General features: G+C 49.0%; 15 protein-coding genes. 13 read left to right on the forward strand and 2 right to left on the reverse strand.

Translation table 11 applies throughout. From position 1 onward, the window contains the following. The first annotated feature begins 103 nt into the window (after nt 1-103). The 13 genes from AC50X8_RS30700 (at nt 104) to pckA (ending at nt 16,047) form a co-directional block, all read left to right on the forward strand. Nucleotides 104-976, forward strand: coding sequence for a carbohydrate ABC transporter permease (locus AC50X8_RS30700; RefSeq protein ID WP_442952539.1), 873 nt, complete (start codon nt 104-106; stop codon nt 974-976). Between the two features lie 5 nt (nt 977-981). Beyond that, on the forward strand, nt 982-1,845 hold the full coding sequence (locus tag AC50X8_RS30705) for a carbohydrate ABC transporter permease (RefSeq protein WP_494883389.1): 864 nt from the start codon (nt 982-984) through the stop codon (nt 1,843-1,845). Nucleotides 1,846-1,864: 19 nt separating this feature from the next. After that, nucleotides 1,865-3,313, forward strand: a complete 1,449-nt coding sequence (locus tag AC50X8_RS30710; RefSeq protein ID WP_494883391.1) for an SMP-30/gluconolactonase/LRE family protein — start codon at nt 1,865-1,867, stop codon at nt 3,311-3,313. After that, on the forward strand, nt 3,291-3,914 hold the full coding sequence (locus tag AC50X8_RS30715; RefSeq protein ID WP_494862273.1) for a YIP1 family protein: 624 nt from the start codon (nt 3,291-3,293) through the stop codon (nt 3,912-3,914). Before AC50X8_RS30710 ends, AC50X8_RS30715 begins: the two co-directional genes overlap by 23 nt. Before the next feature lie 16 nt (nt 3,915-3,930). Continuing rightward, nucleotides 3,931-6,492 carry a DUF5696 domain-containing protein gene (locus tag AC50X8_RS30720; RefSeq protein ID WP_494883393.1) on the forward strand — a complete coding sequence of 854 codons (2,562 nt, stop codon included), beginning with the start codon at nt 3,931-3,933 and terminating at the stop codon, nt 6,490-6,492. Continuing rightward, nucleotides 6,489-7,388, forward strand: a complete 900-nt coding sequence (locus tag AC50X8_RS30725) for a carbohydrate ABC transporter permease (protein WP_494883395.1) — start codon at nt 6,489-6,491, stop codon at nt 7,386-7,388. The genes AC50X8_RS30720 and AC50X8_RS30725 overlap by 4 nt, the downstream gene beginning before the upstream one ends. Before the next feature lie 20 nt (nt 7,389-7,408). Next, complete coding sequence (locus AC50X8_RS30730; protein WP_494883397.1) at nt 7,409-8,425, forward strand: carbohydrate ABC transporter permease; 1,017 nt, start codon at nt 7,409-7,411, stop codon at nt 8,423-8,425. Between the two features lie 9 nt (nt 8,426-8,434). After that, complete coding sequence (locus AC50X8_RS30735) at nt 8,435-10,105, forward strand: glycoside hydrolase (RefSeq protein ID WP_494883399.1); 1,671 nt, start codon at nt 8,435-8,437, stop codon at nt 10,103-10,105. A 254-nt stretch (nt 10,106-10,359) separates the two neighbouring features. Then, complete coding sequence (locus tag AC50X8_RS30740) at nt 10,360-10,995, forward strand: spore coat protein (protein WP_056037540.1); 636 nt, start codon at nt 10,360-10,362, stop codon at nt 10,993-10,995. 117 nt (nt 10,996-11,112) lie between these two features. Then, nucleotides 11,113-12,786 carry a ribonuclease J gene (locus tag AC50X8_RS30745; protein ID WP_442952538.1) on the forward strand — a complete coding sequence of 558 codons (1,674 nt, stop codon included), beginning with the start codon at nt 11,113-11,115 and terminating at the stop codon, nt 12,784-12,786. 452 nt (nt 12,787-13,238) lie between these two features. Continuing rightward, entirely contained in the window at nt 13,239-14,270 is a 1,032-nt protein-coding gene (gap, locus tag AC50X8_RS30750) for a type I glyceraldehyde-3-phosphate dehydrogenase (RefSeq protein WP_494883402.1), read from the forward strand. Further along, on the forward strand, nt 14,252-14,473 hold the full coding sequence (locus tag AC50X8_RS30755) for a hypothetical protein (RefSeq protein ID WP_494862255.1): 222 nt from the start codon (nt 14,252-14,254) through the stop codon (nt 14,471-14,473). The genes gap and AC50X8_RS30755 overlap by 19 nt, the downstream gene beginning before the upstream one ends. Beyond that, the gene (gene pckA / locus AC50X8_RS30760; RefSeq protein WP_056037460.1) at nt 14,470-16,047 is read left to right on the forward strand and encodes a phosphoenolpyruvate carboxykinase (ATP); all 1,578 of its coding nucleotides are present in this window, start codon (nt 14,470-14,472) and stop codon (nt 16,045-16,047) included. The genes AC50X8_RS30755 and pckA overlap by 4 nt, the downstream gene beginning before the upstream one ends. An 87-nt stretch (nt 16,048-16,134) precedes the next feature. On the opposite strand, the gene aroC is transcribed toward pckA, so the two are convergent. Both aroC and aroA read right to left on the reverse strand, forming a co-directional pair. After that, nucleotides 16,135-17,190 carry a chorismate synthase gene (gene aroC, locus AC50X8_RS30765; RefSeq protein ID WP_056037458.1) on the reverse strand — a complete coding sequence of 352 codons (1,056 nt, stop codon included), beginning with the start codon at nt 17,188-17,190 and terminating at the stop codon, nt 16,135-16,137. A 19-nt stretch (nt 17,191-17,209) separates the two neighbouring features. Continuing rightward, nucleotides 17,210-18,562: a 3-phosphoshikimate 1-carboxyvinyltransferase gene (aroA, locus tag AC50X8_RS30770; RefSeq protein ID WP_056037455.1), complete on the reverse strand. Its 1,353-nt coding sequence runs from the start codon at nt 18,560-18,562 to the stop codon at nt 17,210-17,212. Between the last annotated feature and the right edge of the window lie 12 nt (nt 18,563-18,574).

Consider the following 18,574-nt stretch of genomic DNA (forward strand, 5'->3'; position numbering starts at 1 on the left):
AGGAACTCTTTTGCAGAAAACGAAAATCGCGGCTGAGATCATGCTCCAGCCGAAGGGCCGCCTTGCTAGGCCGCAGCGGAAATGGGAGCTGTTCATCAAGGATATGAAGCGGGATAAGCATTTGTTTGTTCTGCTGGCTCCTTATATGGTGCTGTTTCTGTTATTTACGGTGCTGCCGGTCGTCATTTCAATCTTTTTCAGCTTTACGCATTTTAATATGCTTGAATTTCCGCGCTGGGTCGGATGGGAAAACTATTCCAAGCTGCTTTGGAACGACGATGTATTTCTCATTGGACTTAAAAATACGCTTATTTTTGCAGTCATAACCGGCCCGGTCAGCTATATTGCTTGTTTTGTATTCGCGTGGCTTATTAATGAGCTTAATCCGAAAATTAGGGCATTTATGACGCTCGTGTTTTTTGCGCCTTCGATTTCGGGCAACGTCTTCTTTATTTGGCAAATTATTTTTTCGAGCGATTCGTATGGCATTATGAACGGCTTTCTGATGAAGATCGGGTTTATTTACGAGCCGATTCAATGGCTGCAGAATCCTGACTATATGCTCAAAATTATTATTATCGTCCAGCTGTGGCTCAGCCTTGGAACCAGCTTTCTCGCGTTTATTGCCGGCTTGCAGACGGTTGACCGCACATTGTATGAGGCAGGGGCGGTGGATGGCGTGAAAAATCGCTGGCAGGAGCTGTGGTTTATTACCCTTCCTTCCATGAGGCCGCAGCTGATGTTTGGCGCCGTCATCCAGATTACGTCTTCCCTTGCAGTAGCCGACGTGGCGATGGCTTTGGCTGGCTTTCCAAGCGTGCAGTACGGAGCACATACGGTCGTGACCCATTTGGTCGATTACGGGACAATTCGTTTTGAAATGGGCTATGCGTCTGCTATCGCAACGGTATTGTTTATGCTCATGCTGGGCACCAATCTGGCCGTTCAAAAGTTGCTGAAGAGGGTGGGGGAATAGGCGAAATGAAGCTGGCCATGCGTCTGAAAAAAAGAGTGAACCGGTCCTGGCAGGTGGATATAATGCTGCTCCTCGTACTGGGCTTGTTCGGTTCCTTTATGGCGGTTCCGTTGATCTATGTCATGAATAATGCTTTTAAGCCGCTTGATGAGTTGTTTATATTCCCGCCTACGCTGTTCGTTAGGAATGCAACGCTTGAAAATTTCGCGGATTTGTTTCAAGTTATGAAAAATTCATGGGTTCCTTTTTCCAGATATATTTTCAATACCTTTTTTATTACGGCGGCAGGAACGGCAGGACATATTTTGCTGGCATCGGCGGCGGCTTACCCGCTGGCCAAGCATAAGTTTCGCGGACATAAAGTGCTGTTCACGGTTATTGTCCTGTCGCTGATGTTTTCCCCGCATGTGACGGCGATTCCCAATTATATGATTATGTCCGTGCTGGGATGGATGGATTCGTACCAAGCGGTAATCGTTCCGGCGTTTGCTTATCCGCTTGGCCTGTACTTAATGAAGCAGTTCATGGAGCAAATTCCGGATGCTTTGCTGGAGGCTGCCAAGATCGACGGCGCCAGCGAATACCGGATATTTTGGCAGGTCGTTATGCCGCTCGTCAAGCCTGCCTGGCTGACACTGTTAATTCTAATGATGCAAATGCTTTGGGGAACGGATGGAGGCAGCTTCATTTACAGCGAACAGCTCAAGACGATGCATTATGCGATGGGGCAAATCATTCAAGGCGGTATTGCCCGCGCAGGGGTGGGCGCCGCAGTTGCGGTGATTATGATGACCGTGCCGATCGTGACGTTTGTTTTTTCACAGAGCAATGTCATTCAGACGATGGCTTCATCTGGAATGAAGGACTAAAGCGATGGGGGCGTATGGATTGAAAATAAAGCGAGCGATTCTGTTTTTGGCAGCTGTGCTGCTTTTCGCCGGCTTAAGTCCGAAGCTGGCCCACGCGTCGCCGTATGAGGGGTATACCTATTCCTATTGGGGGGAGACCGTTCATTCGCCAATTGCGTATCTTCCATCCAAGACGATAACGGGGCAAGAAATAGGGGTAGGGCCATGGAGCTCTCCCGCTGATATGTTTGTTGCGCCTGACGGCCATTTGTACGTTCTGGATTCAGGAAACGGGCGAATTGTCGTGCTTGACAGCCAGTGGAAGGCAGTCCGTCAAATTAAGAGCTTTCAGAATAACGGCAAGCAGGACGGTTTCAATAATCCGGAAGGCCTTTTCGTAACGGAGGGCGGTCATATTTTTGTGGCGGATACTGAAAATAGGCGTGTCGTCGAGCTGGACGGCAGCGGATCGTTCGTCAGAGAAATTTCCGCTCCAAAGTCGGAGGTCATCAGCAGCAATTTTGAATATTTCCCGCGAAAGGTCATCGTGGATAAAGCCGGACGTATTTACGTTGTCGCCAGAGGCGTCTTCGAGGGCATTATCGAATTTGACAGCGAGGGCGGCTTTACTGGATTTATGGGGACGAACCGGGTGCAGTTTGATCCTGTAGATTTATTCTGGAAGACGGTATCGACTAAAGAACAGCGGGAAAAGCTCATCCGGTTTGTTCCCATTGAATTTAACAATGTAGATGTTGATTTGGATGGTTTCATCTTTACGACTACAGCCGACAAGCAAACCTCGGCCCCTGTCAAAAGGCTGAACCCATCCGGCATTGACGTTATTCGGATAAACGGGAATATAGGTCCGGTAGGCGATTTGAGCAGAATGCGCTCGGCCTTCATTGACATCGATGTTAGCGGCAATGGCGTTTACCGGACGCTTGATTCGACCCGGGGACGGATTTTTACTTATAACGAAGACGGCAATTTATTATATGTATTTGGCCAGCTGGGCAATCAGCAGGGCACGTTTAAAAATCCGGTTGCGGTTGAAAGCTCCGGCAATCGGGTGTTTGTTCTAGAACGCGATCAGGGGAGAATTACCGAGTTTGCAGCGACCAAATTCGGAAGCCTCGTTAATGAGGCCAATGGATTATACAGCATAGGCAAGCACGATGATGCAGCAAAGCTGTGGAAGGAAGTGCTCCGGCTCGATGCAAATTACGAAATGGCCTATATCGGCATTGGCAAGTCGATGCTGCGCCAAGGCGAATATAAGCAAGCGATGACTTTTCTAAAACTGGGCAACGACAGGGAATATTATTCCAAAGCATTAACGAAATATCGCAGGGAATATATGCGCGAGCACTTTGGGATCTATATGACGGTACTGATCCCGCTGATTTTGGTCGTTATCGCCGTTCGCCGAAGCATGAGGCTCAGAAAGGGGGAACTGAAACAGGATGCAGTTTCTCAAGGAGGCTAGGTACTCGCTGCACGTTGCATTCCATCCCTTTGACGGGTTTTGGGATCTGAAATACGAGAATAAAGGAAAGCTCCGGATCGCGCTTGCCATTTTGCTCGCCGTGACGGTTACGATGATTCTGAAACGCCAGTATGCTGGCTATGTCGTCAACTATAATCATCCGCTGGAATTAAACAGCTTTGATGAATTAAAGTACATTGTGCTTCCTTTCCTTCTGTGGTGTGTCGCGAACTGGTCGCTCACTACGCTGATGGACGGAGAAGGGAAATTCAAAGAAATCGTCATCGCTACTGGCTATGCGCTGCTTCCTTTGATTTTGATTTATTTGCCCAATATGCTGCTCAGCAATGTGATTACGCTGCGCGAGGCTTCATTCTATTACTTGCTGGAATCGGCGGCAGCGCTATGGTTCGTTTGGCTGCTGTTTATTGGAACGATGACGGTTCATCAATATACGGTTACGAAGACGATCATGACGATGCTGTTAACGGTTGTAGTGATGGGCGTAATTATTTTTCTTGGGCTGCTCTTCTTCAGCTTGATCCAGCAAATCGTTAGTTTTGTGTACACGATTTATCAGGAACTATCATTGCGAGCCTAAGAAAGGGGGCCAAACGGTGAAGCGGAAGCTTGCGATCATCATGACGGCAGTCTTTATTGGCTGCTTGCTTATAGCTCAAGGCACCAATTTCGCGGAATATGCGTCCGAGGTCGAAGCCGAGCCAGTACCAAGCAATGGACAACATAGCGGGCTTGCAGCCGCAAGCGGCCAGTCCGGCAAGCTGCCTGCATTGCCTGAAGGGATGGAGGCGGCGGCTGAAAATGAATTTTTAGCCTTGTATGTCAATTCTGAAACGACGGAAATTGCCGTTCGGGACAAGCGAAGCCAAGCGGTCTGGTATTCCAATCCGCAAAATCGCGAGGATGATCCGGTCGCGACCGGCTATAACAAGACGAAGCTGAGCGTGCAGGTCGAGATCGCTTATTTTGACAGCGCGGGAAATGCAATGAAGTATGACAATTACACCCATAGCGTGCAGAACGGCCAATATGCGATAGAGAAGGCAAACGATGGACTTGATATCGTCTATACGCTGGGGGAGGTCAAAAGCGACATCGATGCGATCCCTAAATATATTAGCGCGGATCGCTTTCAAACCGTCATTTTGGATAAAATCGAACAGTCTGTGGACAAAAGAGAAGTTGAAAAGCGCTTTAAATTTGATGAGGAAAAGCAGCGTTATGAACGAAGGGACTCCTCCTTGAAAGGAATCGGATTAGCAAAGGTTACCGAAATCTTTAATCGGATCGGCTATGACGAGGAGCAGAAAGCAATCGATAAGGCGGCATATGGCGAAGCGTCCACTGGCAGCGCCAATGTTCGGATTCCTTTGCATTATCGGCTGGATGGTGAGCATCTGACGGTGACAGTTGCGGCGGGCGAAATCGAATATCCGGCTAGTATGAAAATTCAGACGCTGTCGCTGCTTCCGTTTTTTGGCGCAAGCGGGCGGGAGGATGAAGGTTATACGTTCGTGCCGGATGGATCGGGTTCGCTGATCCGTTTCAACAATGGCAAAACCTACGACGCGCCGTTCCGGACGGCCATTTACGGTTCCGATGCATCCATTAGCCAGCTCATTAAAATTCAGAAAGAGGAAGCTGCGCGCTTGCCTGTATTCGGAATGAAATATGAGAACCGGGCATTTGTTGCGATTATAGAAAAGGGTGACGCGGTCGCCGCGGTCGAAGCGGACGTAAGCGGCAGGCTGAACGATTACAATACCGTGTTTCCCAGCTTTACGCTGACTAATTTGGAGGAGGTTACCTTGACGAACGGGTGGCGCTCCAGCACGGTCAAAAAGTTTCAAGCGGAGCCTTTTGCCGGGGAAATGACGGTTCGTTACGGCTTTCTCGGCACGGGGGAGGCTAGCTATTCGGGCATGGCGGCGCATTACCGCCATTATTTGATCAAGCAAACGGGCCTAACGAAGCTGCCGGATGAAGGGGATGTGCCGATCTATGTCGAGCTGATTGGCGGCATACCGAAAAAGAAATTTTTCTTGGGCATTCCTTATAACGCCTATGAGCCGCTTACGACTTTCGATCAGGCGGAGTCTATTATGAGCCAAATGCTGGATAAGAAAATCAGCGGCATCAAGCTGCGTTATACGGGTTGGTTTAACGAGGGCCTAAACCATAATCTGCCGAAGTCGATTGCCGTTGACAAGCAGCTCGGCGGAAGCAAAGGTTTAAGCGAGCTAAAGGCATATGCCGATGCCAATGGCATATCGCTGTTTCCTGATGCGGCTTTTCTTGAGGCAGCTCCGCAAGCGGAAGGTTTTAAAAAGTCGAGCGAAGCTTCCCGATTCATTACGGGCAGGTTGGCGGAAATTTATCCTTACAGCGCGGCCAGCTTCAGTCAAGAGGATGAACGCGAGCCCGGTTATGTAGTCAGTCCGAAGTCGCTGCCGAAAATGACAGCAGCATTTATGGACGATTACGGGAAGCTGCAGCTATCTGGTTTGTCACTGCGGGATCTTGGCAGCGAGCTGAACTCCGATTTCAATCGTTCCGAGGTCATCGATCGGGAGGAAGCGAAAGAGATCGTAAAGCAACAGCTGAAGCAAATGAGCGGCTCCGTCCAGGAAGTGCTGGTGGAAGGCGGAAACGCCTATTCGATCCCCTATGCGCGGCATATTGTGAATGCGCCGTTAACGAGCAGCGGCTTTAATATTACCGATGAGAGCGTTCCTTTCTTTCAACTGGTTTATCACGGTTATGTGCATACCGCTGGAAGCGCCTGGAACATGGCAGATGACCAGGATTCCACCTACAACTTTCTAAAAGCGCTCGAAACGGGCTCTTCATTGCATTACACGTGGTTTTTTGCTGATTCATCCGCGATCAAAATGACGGAGTTCGACTATTTGTATTCCGCCGATTACAAGGGCTGGATCGAAGAAGCAGCGCAAAGATACGGAGAACTTAACGACGTTCTCCATGATGTGCAAGACCAAGCGATTATTGATCATCGGGCACTGGCAGATGGGGTGTACCAGACCACGTTCGAACAAGGGAAAACTATTATTGTCAATTATACCGATGCGCTAGCTCAAGTGGGCGGAATTACAGTTAAGGCAAAGGATTATTGGGTTGGGGGTGAAGCACAGCGATGAGGTTCAGGAAGCTTTCGCTTGAACAAAAAAACAGGTATTACGGACTGTATTTCATTCTTCCCTGGTTTGCAGGCTTTGTGTTCCTGTTTATGGTGCCGCTGCTGTCATCGCTCCGGTACAGCTTTAGCAATCTGCAAGTTACGAATGACGGCTTTAGCCTGGGTTTTATCGGACTGTCCAATTACCGGGAAGCTTTGTTCTCGCATGAATCGTACGTCAGAATATTGACGGAATCGGTCGTGGATATCGCCGTCAACACACCGCTCATCATCATATTCAGCTTGTTTTTTGCGGTGCTGCTTAATCAGCGGTTTAGAGGACGGGTGCTGGCCCGGGCGATCTTCTTCCTTCCCGTTATTTTGGCATCGGGCATTATCGCCAGCATCGAGAACGGAGATTTGATGCAATCCGTCGTTCGCAGCGCAAACGATACAACCGGCGGCGGCTTGTCCATTATGAAAAATCTAGAGCTCGCTGCCCTGCTCATCGAATCAGGGGTGAGCATCACCTTTGTGGAGTATTTGACAGGTGCCGTCAGCCGAATTTATGAAATCATCAGCCAATCGGGTGTCCAAATTTTGATTTTTCTGGCGGGTCTGCAGTCGATTTCTCCTTCTTTGTACGAGGCGGCTAAAATCGAAGGCTCAACTGGCTACGAGGCGTTCTGGAAAATTACATTTCCGATGATTAGCCCGTTAATTTTGACGAATCTCGTTTATACGATTATTGACAGCTTCATTAGTGATGAAACGAGCCGGCTAGTTGTAGATACGGCATTCAAAAGCTATGATTTTGGCCTCAGCGCGGCGATGGCGTGGATGTATTTTGCTGTCATTGCACTTGTGCTGTGGATTACGACATCGATTGTTTCACGCAAGGTGTTTTATCAAGATTAGCGGTTTAAGGGAGGAAGGATATGAAGAAGGAAACCGCTGCGATGCAACAGTCAACGAAAGAAAAATTGCATCATCGCATGGCATCCGCTGCCTATTGGCTAGAATTTGCGAAAAAATGGCTGTGGATGGCCGTCCGATTCGTACTCATTTTTGGCATATCGTTTGTCATCGTCTACCCGATTCTATTAAAGCTGTCGATTGCATTCAAAAGCATGGATGATTTGTATGACTCTACAGTCATTTGGGTGCCGCATACGCTGACGCTTGACAATTTCAAGCTTGTATTCCAAGCGATGAACTACCCGCAAGTGCTGCTCAATACGCTGCTGCTATCTTCTGCGGTCATGCTGCTGCAGACGGTTACATGCGTGCTTGCTGGCTATGGCTTTGCCCGGGTGAAATTCAGAGGAAGCGGCCTTTTGTTCGCAGGCGTTATTTTTACCATTTTGGTGCCGGCCCAAACGATTATGGTTCCGCTTTATTTGCAATTTAAAAATTTTGATCTTTTCGGGCTGATGAAGCTGATTCAAGGCGAGCCCGCCAATCTGATCAACACCTACTGGCCGTTTATTATTTCGGCAGCGCTAGGCATGGGCGTCAAGACCGGCTTGTATGTGTATATTTTTCGCCAATTTTTCAAAGGGATTCCACGAGAGATTGAAGAAGCCGCCTATGTGGATGGGGCTGGCTACTTTACAACCTTCAGAAGCGTCATCTTGCCTAATGCGCTCCCGTCCATGGTGACCGTCATGCTGTTCTCGTTTGTGTGGCAGTGGAACGACTCTTTTTTTACAAACATGTATTTGAATGAGCCTAAGGTGATGTCGTCGATGATGGCTTCTTCCGGCTATGCGATTGCTACTTTCCTTAGCGGAGGGGGGCAGGCGGAAACGGCTTCCTATGTTCAGGATCCGTTCTTTATGTCCATGATGATGAATACCAGCGTCCTGATGGCTATACTGCCGCTTATTATTTTGTATTTGTTTGTGCAAAGGCATTTTGTAGAGAGTGTTGAACGATCAGGCTTGGTCGGATAGGAGAGGCGGATGAAAAAGAAATTGACAGTTGTAATCGTTTTGGCGTTCACGTCAGCTGTAGGCTTGTATTTCAATTTCGCATCGAATCGTTCGGATAGCGCAGGCAGCCCGAAAAAGGAGGAAGCCCAGGTCCAGCAGCTGACGCCGCCGGATGTAAATGTATCGCTCGACGCAGCTATCCGCTATCAAACGATCGATAATTTCGGCGCGTCCGACGCATGGTCGATGGAGCCTCTGGGCAAGCATTGGACGGAAGAAAATAAAAATCGCATTGCGGATTTGCTATTTTCAAGAGAGAAAGGAATTGGCCTGTCGGCCTGGCGCTTCAATATCGGTGCAGGCTCGATTGACACGGACCAGACGCGTATTCCAGATCCATGGAGGCGGGCGGAATCGTTCAAGCTTGCGGAGGAAGGGGAATATGATTGGAGCAGCCAGTCGGGTCAGCAATGGTTTCTTCAGGCGGCAAAGGATCGGGGCGTGGACACATTAATCGCATTCGTGAACAGCCCGCCGGTCTGGATGACAAAAAATGGTCATGCCCAGCCGGATTCAGAAGTCGGCTCTACCAATCTGAAAGAGGGTTATGAGGAAAAATTTTCGGCATTTTTAATCGATGTTTTGGAGCATTTTAGAAAGGAAGGCTTGGCATTCCAATATATAAGCCCGATTAATGAGCCGACCTGGGATTGGAATTTGGCCCAGCAAGAAAGCAACCGTTATAACAACGACGATCTTAAGCGTGTCATCCTTGAATTGCACCGGCAGTTGAAAGCAAGCGGCCTTGAGGCGCAAATCAGCGCCCCAGACGGCGTAGAAATTACAGCGCTGCTGGATGATGAATATTATGGGCAGTATGCAGGGAGCGGGACCTATTCGGGCGGGGCCAATAGTCTCGGAACAGGGAAATACCGGGAATATATTAAGGAGTTGCTCGGCGATCCCGTACTCCAGGAAGCGATTGGGAATAAAATCGCTTCGCATTCCTATTGGTCTGATTACAGCAATCCGGGCGACGACCGGCTGGGCAAGCTGAGGCAATTGCTGGCTGCCAATCTGAAAAAATACGACGAAAAGGCTAAATATTGGGTAACGGAATATTGTATTCTTGGCGAATATGGTCCGGGGCGTGACCTTGGCATGGAGCCTGCATTGCATGTGGCGCGTACGATACATTTTGATTTAACGGAAGCAAATGCAGCTGCTTGGCAGTGGTGGACCGCAGTGTCCAAGGTCGATTACAAGGATGGCCTGATCTATACGGATTTTAGCGAAGCGGGTGACGAGCAAAATATTCTGACCTCCAAAATGATGTGGGCGCTCGGCAATTACAGCAAATTTATTCGTCCCGGTGCGCAGCGCATCTCGCTTGCAGGACTGGATGAAGAAGCGCGCAGCGGCTTGCTGGGATCAGCTTATGTACATGAAGGAGAGCAGACGGTTACGGCTGTATTCGTCAATGACAGCGAGGATGACAAGCGCGTTCGGGTTTCATTGAATGGCGTGGATCAGCACCATTCCATTGCATTCATGGAACCGTATATTACGTCGGCGGGTCGAGATCTTGTCCGAGGGGAGAGCATTCCTGTACAAGGCGATTATTCGTTTGAAGCGATTATTCCAGCGAAGTCTGTCGTCACGTTGACGGGAGGCGGGGCAGAAGGCACGGCCGAACATTAAGTCAAAATAATAATCAAAACAATAAGTGAAATCAATAAGCAGGAAGCAGTAGGCGTTGATGGCCGATCATCAACGCTTTTTTTTGTTGTACGCCCAGCATGATCGTCATCTCTAGGGTGGAGTTCCCGAACGGGGCTGGAAAACAGCCATTGAGTTGGTAATATGTCTCGTAGAAATCTGGGATGTATAAATTCAGCCTCCAGCTTTCATATTAACAATTATAAATGGAGAAATAACAAGGAGGAGAATTGATGATGCAGCAGCAAACTACAGCGAATAACGATACACAGAATTCAATGAACAAAAATCACGGAGGACATGAGCTTTTTGATTTGCAGGAGGTATTGAATTGCAGCATTAGCGCAATGGATCAATTTATGATTTTCAGACAATATGCACAGGATCAGGAACTGCTTAATCTTATCGACAAGCAATATCAATTTATGCAATCGCAATACAATTTGACGGCCGAATGCTTTAAGACCGGGCAGGAGCCAAGCCAAAAAACTTCAACCTATTTGATTAAAGAGGTAACACCAACCATATTCGGCATGAAGCAAAGCTCGCCGAAAAAACCGATACAATCACTAGCCGATGTCAACGATGCCGGAGTATGCGGTTTTATGCAAGGCATCGTTAAAAGCCATGCTTCGCTGTTAACGACGTCTGCTCTTGAAGCAACAAACCCGGTTGTCCGTCGTGTACTCGCTTCCCAAGTGCAAAATTTTATTGAAATGTCCTATGAGCTCTTTCTGTATCAAAATAAAAATGCTTATTATCAGGTGCCGCAATTAAATGATGCTGATATGCAGCAAATTTTGAATACATTTTCACCAACCTCCGAAACACCGCAAATGCCAGAGCCTAATAAAGGAACAGCCCTTCATTAACAGCAACATTTAGAAAAAATAAAAGTTTACTGTTGAATTAAGTACCCCTATGCAACTAAAAAGACGCCCGGTCCCCATTCCGGGCGTCTTTCTACTAAATAGAACTGGAGGCTGATTGTGGTGAAAGAGCGGAATAAACTATCGGTTGCTGCATTAGGCGGGGTTAATGAGATCGGCAAAAATATGTACATTTTACAATACGCGGACGATATCATCGTTATTGACTGTGGATCTAAATTTCCTGATGAGAGTTTTTTGGGTATTGACCTCATTATTCCGGATGTAACCTATTTGTTAAATAATACAGAAAAGGTAAAGGCTCTACTCATAACACATGGACATGAGGATCATATTGGCGGCATTCCTTATTTTTTGAAACAACTGAATATCCCGATTTATGCCTCAAGATTAACCATTGGCCTGATTGAAATAAAGCTGAAGGAGCATGGCCTTCTTCGTACAACGCAGCTAAATTTAATTGATTCGAATTCGCGTATCGCCTTTGGTCCGATTCAGGTGTCATTTTTCAGCACTAACCATAGTATTCCGGATTGCTTGGGAATTGCCCTGCATACACCTGAAGGAACAGTTGTACATACAGGCGATTTTAAATTTGATATGTCACCTGTCAATCATCAATATCCTGATCTTCATCGAATGGCTGATATTGGTAAAAGTGGCGTGCTGCTGCTGCTGTCAGAAAGCACGAATGCCGAACGGCCTGGTTTTACGCCATCGGAACGGCTTGTTGGGGATCACATTACAGAAGCATTCAGCAAAGCTCAGCAGAAGGTGTTTATTTCAACTTTCGCGTCTAACGTCCATCGGGTTCAGCAAATCGTTGACGCGGCCGCTAAAACGGGCCGAAAGCTTGTCCTGCTTGGCCGAAGCATGGTGAATGTAACTTCTGTAGCCAAGGAGTTAGGCTATTTAACCATTCCAGAGGATATGCTTATAGATGCCGGAGATACGGATCGTTATGCCCCTGAAAATATTGCTGTCCTATGTACAGGAAGCCAGGGAGAGCCTATGGCTGTACTCTCACGTTTGGCAAGCTCGAATCATCGGCAAATCGAAATTATGCCGGGAGATACGGTTATTATTGCCGCAACCGCTATTCCGGGTAATGAGCGCAATGTTGCGCGCATCATTGACAATCTTTATTTGCTTGGCGCGAATGTTATATATGGCTCGGGAAGCGCAACAGGTATGCACGTATCCGGTCACGGTAACCAAGAAGAGCTGAAATTAATGCTTACCTTAATGAAGCCCAAATATTTTATTCCGGTTCATGGCGAATTCCGCATGCTTTATCAACACCAGCAGCTTGCGAGGTCGGTGGGAGTTGCCGAGGAGAACATTTTTATCGTGAACAATGGAGAGACCGTGGAAATCGAAAACCAAATTGCACGTAAAGGTAGTAAAATCCCTGTGGGCAATATGTTGGTGGACGGATTAGGGATTGGAGATATTGGGAATGTTGTACTCCGCGACCGCAAACAGCTCTCGGCTGACGGCATTCTTGTTATTGTCATCACACTTAGTAAAACGGAAGGGCATATTCTTTCTGGTCCGGACATCATTTCCCGGGGATTTGTTTATGTTCGGGACTCCGAAGCGCTCATGCGAGAGATCAATCAACTTGTGGAATCGACAGTTGATAAACTGCTGGAGGAGCACGGAAGCCAGTGGAATATGATGAAGAAGACGTTAAGAGACACCTTGGGACGGTTCTTATTTGCCCAAACCAAAAGAAGGCCAATGATTCTCCCGATCATTATAGAGGTGTGAATAATAATGCTTGTTTTGTAAATCATATAGGGATGTTTTTCGAAAGGAGGGATATGAATTGGCTAAGCAGCAAGGGCATGGCGCACAAAATACAACTACTCGCACCTCGGACAAGCAAGGCAGTAAAGCGAGCAAGGGCGGAAATAAATCATAGTAAAAAAGAGTTTAGTTGCTATCGACCATTAATCCACAATTGCAGCCTTTAGATCAGCGATGATCTAAGGGCTAATTTGTATTTCATAACACAGGTGCGTAAGGGCAAGAGATTGGTGGCCATCGAAAGCTTTATCTCTGTGATGCATCATATAGCGGTATTCCCTGATTAATTCGACATATATGTGACAATTAAAGGTGATAAAAATTTATTTAGTGCGTCATAAAAATATTTATGTTGTATTATAAAAGTGTAATGATGTATGCTATTAGCAAATAAGCGAAGGGGGAATGAGGAAATGCACCGCGGGGTTGGCATTAGCGGAATGGGGAGAATCGGACGGCTGCTCGTTAGGAAAATGTTGTCTGAGCCGAATCCGGCAGTTGTGTTGAGGGCGATTAACAGCGTTTATCCTGTGGAGACCATTGCTCATCTATTGAAATACGATTCGGTACATGGGAGCTGGAAGGCAGATATACGGACTCGCGATCAGCAGCTGGTCATTAACGGACATCCCATACAGGTCGTATATGAAAGAGCGCCGGAAAACATTAAGTGGCATCGTTATGGCGTCGAGCTGGCCATTGACGCAACCGGGAAATTCAATGATCGGCAAGGTGCGCTGAAGCATATTGCTTCAGGGGCTGATCGGGTGCTGATTACAGCGCCTGGCAAGCAAATGGACTTGACGATTGTGATGGGTGTTAATGAGCACCTTTATCGCCCGGAGGAGCATCAGCTGTTATCAGCCGCCTCCTGTACGACAAACTGTGTGGCTCCGGTCCTTCATGTACTGGATCAAGCGTTCCGTGTCCAGTCTGGCTGGATGACGACGGTGCATTCCTATACTTCTGATCAAAATCATTTGGACAATCCGCACGAGGATTTGCGCAGAGCTAGATCCTGCACCCAGTCTATTGTGCCTACGACGACAGGAGTCGGCAAGGCGCTTGCAGATGTGCTGCCGCATTTGTCCTCGCGCATTCAGGGCATGTCGCTGCGTGTTCCGACGCAGGATGTATCGTTAATTGACCTCACCGTTCAAACGGAGCGCCATACGACAGCCGCGGAAGTAAATGCAGTTTTGAAAGCGGCTGCAGAAGGCAGCAAGTCTTCTTATATCGGCTTTGCACAGGAGCCGCTCGTATCGGCCGACTATATTGGCTGTTCGAAATCGGCTATGGTAGACGGGCTTTCGACGATGGTCATGGACAATCAGATTAAAGTAATTGCTTGGTATGACAATGAATGGGCATATGCATGCCGCGTAATGGATGTAGCCAATCTAATGATGGAAAGGGTGAAGGATTCATGCGAAATCACGGTATAGAAATGGGAGCCATTTATTGCAAGCACTGCATGACGCTGATTGATACACAACCAACGAAGAAGGTAACTAATTATTATTCGGAATGCAAGGAAGAGGCATGTGTGGTGTCGAGGTCTGGGGGCGGACTAGTCAGCTCGGGGCACATGCAAGTAAGTGGAAATGGGGCAGGCGGATACACACAGACGGGAGGAAGTCAGGCATGAGCATCATGGAGTCGAGACTGCGTCAGCAAGGCGTACATTATCAAATGACGACAGAGCAGCTAATGGAACAAGCGATTAAACGCGGCGAAGGAACGAAGCTGGAATCGGGAGCGCTTCGGGTGCTGACAGGGCAATATACAGGCCGTTCGCCCAAAGACAAGTTTATTGTATGCGAGCCGTCTTCGCTGCCGCAAGTGGCTTGGGGCAAAGTGAACCAGCCGCTTTCGCCGGAGCATTTTAACCAATTGTATGAAAAAGCAAAGCGTTATATGGAGCAGCAAGAGCTGTTCATCTTTGACGGCTATGCTGGTGCGGATGAAGCGTACCGCCTGCCGATTCGCGTTATTAATGAATATGCCTGGCATAATCTATTTGCCCGCCAGCTGTTCATTCGTCCAAGCGAGGAGCAGCTTGCCTCCCATAAGCCTGAATTTACCGTCATCGCCCTTCCGGGGCTCAAGGCAGATCCTGCATGTGACGGTACAGCGTCCGAAACGTTTATTTGCATCTCTTTTGAGCAAAAAATCGTGCTGATTGGCGGAACGGAATATGCGGGCGAGATGAAAAAGTCGATTTTCAGCGTGCTTAACTACTTGCTGCCTCTGCAGGGCGTCCTGTCGATGCATTGCTCGGCGAATGTAGGCGAGCAGGGCGATACGGCGCTGTTCTTCGGCCTATCGGGCACGGGCAAGACGACGCTTTCTGCCGATCCTTCGCGCCGCCTCATCGGAGATGACGAGCATGGCTGGTCGGAGGATGGCGTGTTCAACTTCGAAGGCGGCTGCTATGCGAAATGCATTGGGCTGAGCGAAGAGAAGGAGCCGCAAATTTGGCAGGCCATCCGCAGCGGCGCTGTGCTGGAAAATGTAGCGCTAGATGCGCAGACAGGGCAGCCTGATTATAACAGCAATATTCTGACGGAAAATACGCGTGCTGCTTATCCATTGGAGCATATTCCAGGGGCGGTGCTGGCCGGAAAAGCAGGCCATCCGAACGTTATTTTGTTTTTGACCGCTGACGCTTGCGGCGTATTGCCGCCGATTTCCAGGCTGACGAAGGAGCAGGCTATGTATCATTTTCTATCGGGCTATACGTCCAAGCTTGCGGGTACGGAGCGTGGAGTAACGGAGCCGGAAGCGACGTTTTCCGCTTGCTTCGGAGCGCCGTTCCTGCCGCTTGAGCCAAGTGTATATGCAGAAATGCTCGGTGAAAAAATCGCCCAGCATGATGCCAAAGTGTATTTGGTAAATACGGGCTGGTCCGGTGGGCCGCACGGCATAGGGCAGCGGATGAACCTGCGATATACGCGGGCGATGGTAACGGCCGCGATTAATGGCAGCATTGAGCAGGCTGAATTTATCGCCGATCCGGTGTTTGGCCTGAGCTGCCCGCTCACGGTAGAAGGCGTGCCGGATGCGGTGCTCCTGCCCCGTGAAGCATGGCAGGATAAGGCGGCCTATGATCAGCAGGCGGCCAAGCTTGCCGCACAATTTGAGAATAATTTCCGCAAATTCGTTGGCGTAAGCGCGGAAATTGCCGCCGCTGGTCCAGTGGGACTGCCAGACGAGCGCTGATAGAAGAACGGGATAGTAGTGAAACAAGGGACTGCTTTTAGGCTGTAGAAGCCTTGAAGCAGTCCCTTGTTATTTTTCAGTTAAGTTCTACCCTAGCATGGCGGCTTGCCGCTTGTACTGATCCTCTAATACGAGGCAGACCATCGCTTCCACAACGGGGACAATTCTCGGACAAATGCAAGGGTCGTGCCGCCCCTCGGTTCTAATTTCCTGCTCCTCGCCGTGAATGTTGACCGTTTGCTGCGGGACCGAAATGGAGGAGGTCGGCTTAACGCTTATACGAAAAATAATATCCTGTCCCGTGCTGATGCCCCCTATGATGCCGCCCGAATGATTGCTGAGAAATCCGTCGCCGCTCATCCCGTCATTATGCTCGCTGCCGAGCATGGAGGCGGCAGCGAAGCCAGCGCCAAATTCAATGCCTTTCACGGCGCCAATCGATAGCATCGCTTTCGCAAGCTCCGCATCCAATTTGTCAAATACCGGCTCTCCAAGACCAGGCACTACGCCACGAATCCGGCATTCTACAATGCCGCCGCAGCTGTCGCCAATGGCTGCGAGCTGTTCAATCTTGCTGATCATTTTCGCTCCGGCGGTGGCGTCACAGGCACGCACGGCATTTTGTTCTATGATGCTCTCATCGAAGGTTTCGCATTCAATGCCTCCGATAGCCTGCGTATAGGCAAGCACCTGCACGCCCCTTTGCTCCAGCAGCTTGCGGGCAATGGCGCCGCCCGCTACTCTTCCCGCCGTTTCTCTGCCAGAAGCCCGTCCACTTCCTCTGTGATCGCGAATGCCATACTTTTGCAAATAAGTGAAATCGGCATGGCCCGGGCGAAAGGAATGCTGGATATCGCTATACGCATCCGGCCTCATATCCTGATTATGCAAAATAACGAAGAGCGGCGTTCCAGTCGTTTTTCCCTCGAACATGCCCGACAAAATATGAACGATATCATATTCCTTGCGCGGGGAAGTGACGGACGATTGCCCGGGCTTGCGCCGGTCCATTTGCCGCTGAATGTAGGCTTCATCAAGTTCGATGCCCGGCGTTACGCCATCGACAATGACACCAACCGCCTCGCCATGGGACTCGCCAAAGGTTGTGATTTTAAAAGCTTCTCCGAATGTGTTTCCTGCCATAATGGATCATCCTCTGCGTCTATTCGTTTATTTGAAAGCCTAGTGCAGCCAATTGCTCAAAATAATTCGGGTTTGTTTTGGAGACACAGCCCGGATCGGAAATTTGTAGATTAGAAACTTTCGAAGCCATTAAGGAAAGGGCCATAGCCATGCGATGGTCATCATGGCTATTTAATAAAGCGGCTTGCGGCTTGCCGGGAAAAACGGTTAGGCCATCTTCATATTCCAATACGCGAATGCCTAGTTTACCCAATTCCGTGCAAATAGCAGCTATCCGGTCACATTCGTGATGTCTAATATGAGCGGCATCTTTAAGTGTAATGGGGCCATCTGTAAAAATAGCAAGGACAGCGAGCGTCAGCGTTTGATCCGACCATTTTTGCATGCTGACGGTAAAGCCGCCCTTCAAACGCTCTGGTCCTTGGACTTCAATAAAGCTTGCGCCGCGGACAATCGTACAACCCATCTGCTCCAGCACGCCGAGCATTGCAATATCTGGCTGGCTTGTACGGCTGGCGTCAATGCCTTCCGTTCTTATGCGCCCTGCGGAAAGCGCGGCGAGAGCCCAGAAATAACAGCAGGTCGATACATCAGGCTCCAGAAGGACGGAGCGCGCTTCATATTTTCCCGTAGGTATCGTAATGCAGGGGGCGTCTGTGTCCAGAGATGCAACAGGTGCTGCACCAAACAAAGCCATCATCGCAAGGGTCATTTCGACATAATCTTTTTGCACGACTTCCCCATCTATGCGCACTGTAATCGGAGCTTTCGCATAAGGGGCGGCTAACAGCAAACCGCTTATGAATTGACTTGATGTAGAGCCAGGCAGCAGCACCGTCCCGCCCTGCAATCCGTTTGCCCGAAGGACGAAGGGGAGTGAACGCTCGGCTTGCTCGTATTCAAACGCTGCTCCTAAATGCGTCAGTGCATCCAGCAAGGGAGCCAGCGGCCGCTCGTGCAACCGTCTAGTGCCTTTGATCGCCCAAACGCCGTCTCCAATGGCTAAAGCTCCGGGCAAAAAACGCGCAATCGTGCCGGCAGCTCCGACGTACAGCTCGCCAGATGAGATAGGCCAGTTTCCTCCGCAGCCATCCACATAAGCGGTGTCTCCTTCGATAGTGATCTTTACTCCGAGCTGCTTTAATGCGGCAATGCACCAGTAGGAATCATCGCTTAATAATAAACCGTCAATTTGCGATTTTCCTACGGCAAGCGCGGCTATAATGAGGGCACGGTTAGTTAAGCTTTTGCTTCCCGGTATGCGCACCGTTCCTTCCAATGCTCCGCTTGGAGGATTCAGGGTCACCTGCTGTTTATCGCTATGGGCCGACCATGGGGAGCGTGCAGCTAGATCGGGCTGGAATCCGTCCATATTTCCACCTCT

The organism is Paenibacillus sp. JT22N15 (assembly GCF_059383755.1).

What these genes read in the sequence shown, in the direction of transcription:
- AC50X8_RS30700 (WP_442952539.1), top strand. Translation starts at nt 104, where the DNA reads ATGAAGCGGGATAAGCATTTGTTTGTTCTGCTGGCTCCTTATATGGTG.
- AC50X8_RS30705 (WP_494883389.1), top strand. Translation starts at nt 982, where the DNA reads ATGAAGCTGGCCATGCGTCTGAAAAAAAGAGTGAACCGGTCCTGGCAG.
- AC50X8_RS30715 (WP_494862273.1), top strand. Translation starts at nt 3,291, where the DNA reads ATGCAGTTTCTCAAGGAGGCTAGGTACTCGCTGCACGTTGCATTCCAT.
- AC50X8_RS30725 (WP_494883395.1), top strand. Translation starts at nt 6,489, where the DNA reads ATGAGGTTCAGGAAGCTTTCGCTTGAACAAAAAAACAGGTATTACGGA.
- AC50X8_RS30730 (WP_494883397.1), top strand. Translation starts at nt 7,409, where the DNA reads ATGAAGAAGGAAACCGCTGCGATGCAACAGTCAACGAAAGAAAAATTG.
- AC50X8_RS30735 (WP_494883399.1), top strand. Translation starts at nt 8,435, where the DNA reads ATGAAAAAGAAATTGACAGTTGTAATCGTTTTGGCGTTCACGTCAGCT.
- AC50X8_RS30740 (WP_056037540.1), top strand. Translation starts at nt 10,360, where the DNA reads ATGCAGCAGCAAACTACAGCGAATAACGATACACAGAATTCAATGAAC.
- gap (WP_494883402.1), top strand. Translation starts at nt 13,239, where the DNA reads ATGCACCGCGGGGTTGGCATTAGCGGAATGGGGAGAATCGGACGGCTG.
- AC50X8_RS30755 (WP_494862255.1), top strand. Translation starts at nt 14,252, where the DNA reads ATGCGAAATCACGGTATAGAAATGGGAGCCATTTATTGCAAGCACTGC.
- pckA (WP_056037460.1), top strand. Translation starts at nt 14,470, where the DNA reads ATGAGCATCATGGAGTCGAGACTGCGTCAGCAAGGCGTACATTATCAA.
- aroC (WP_056037458.1), bottom strand. Translation starts at nt 17,190, where the DNA reads ATGGCAGGAAACACATTCGGAGAAGCTTTTAAAATCACAACCTTTGGC.
- aroA (WP_056037455.1), bottom strand. Translation starts at nt 18,562, where the DNA reads ATGGACGGATTCCAGCCCGATCTAGCTGCACGCTCCCCATGGTCGGCC.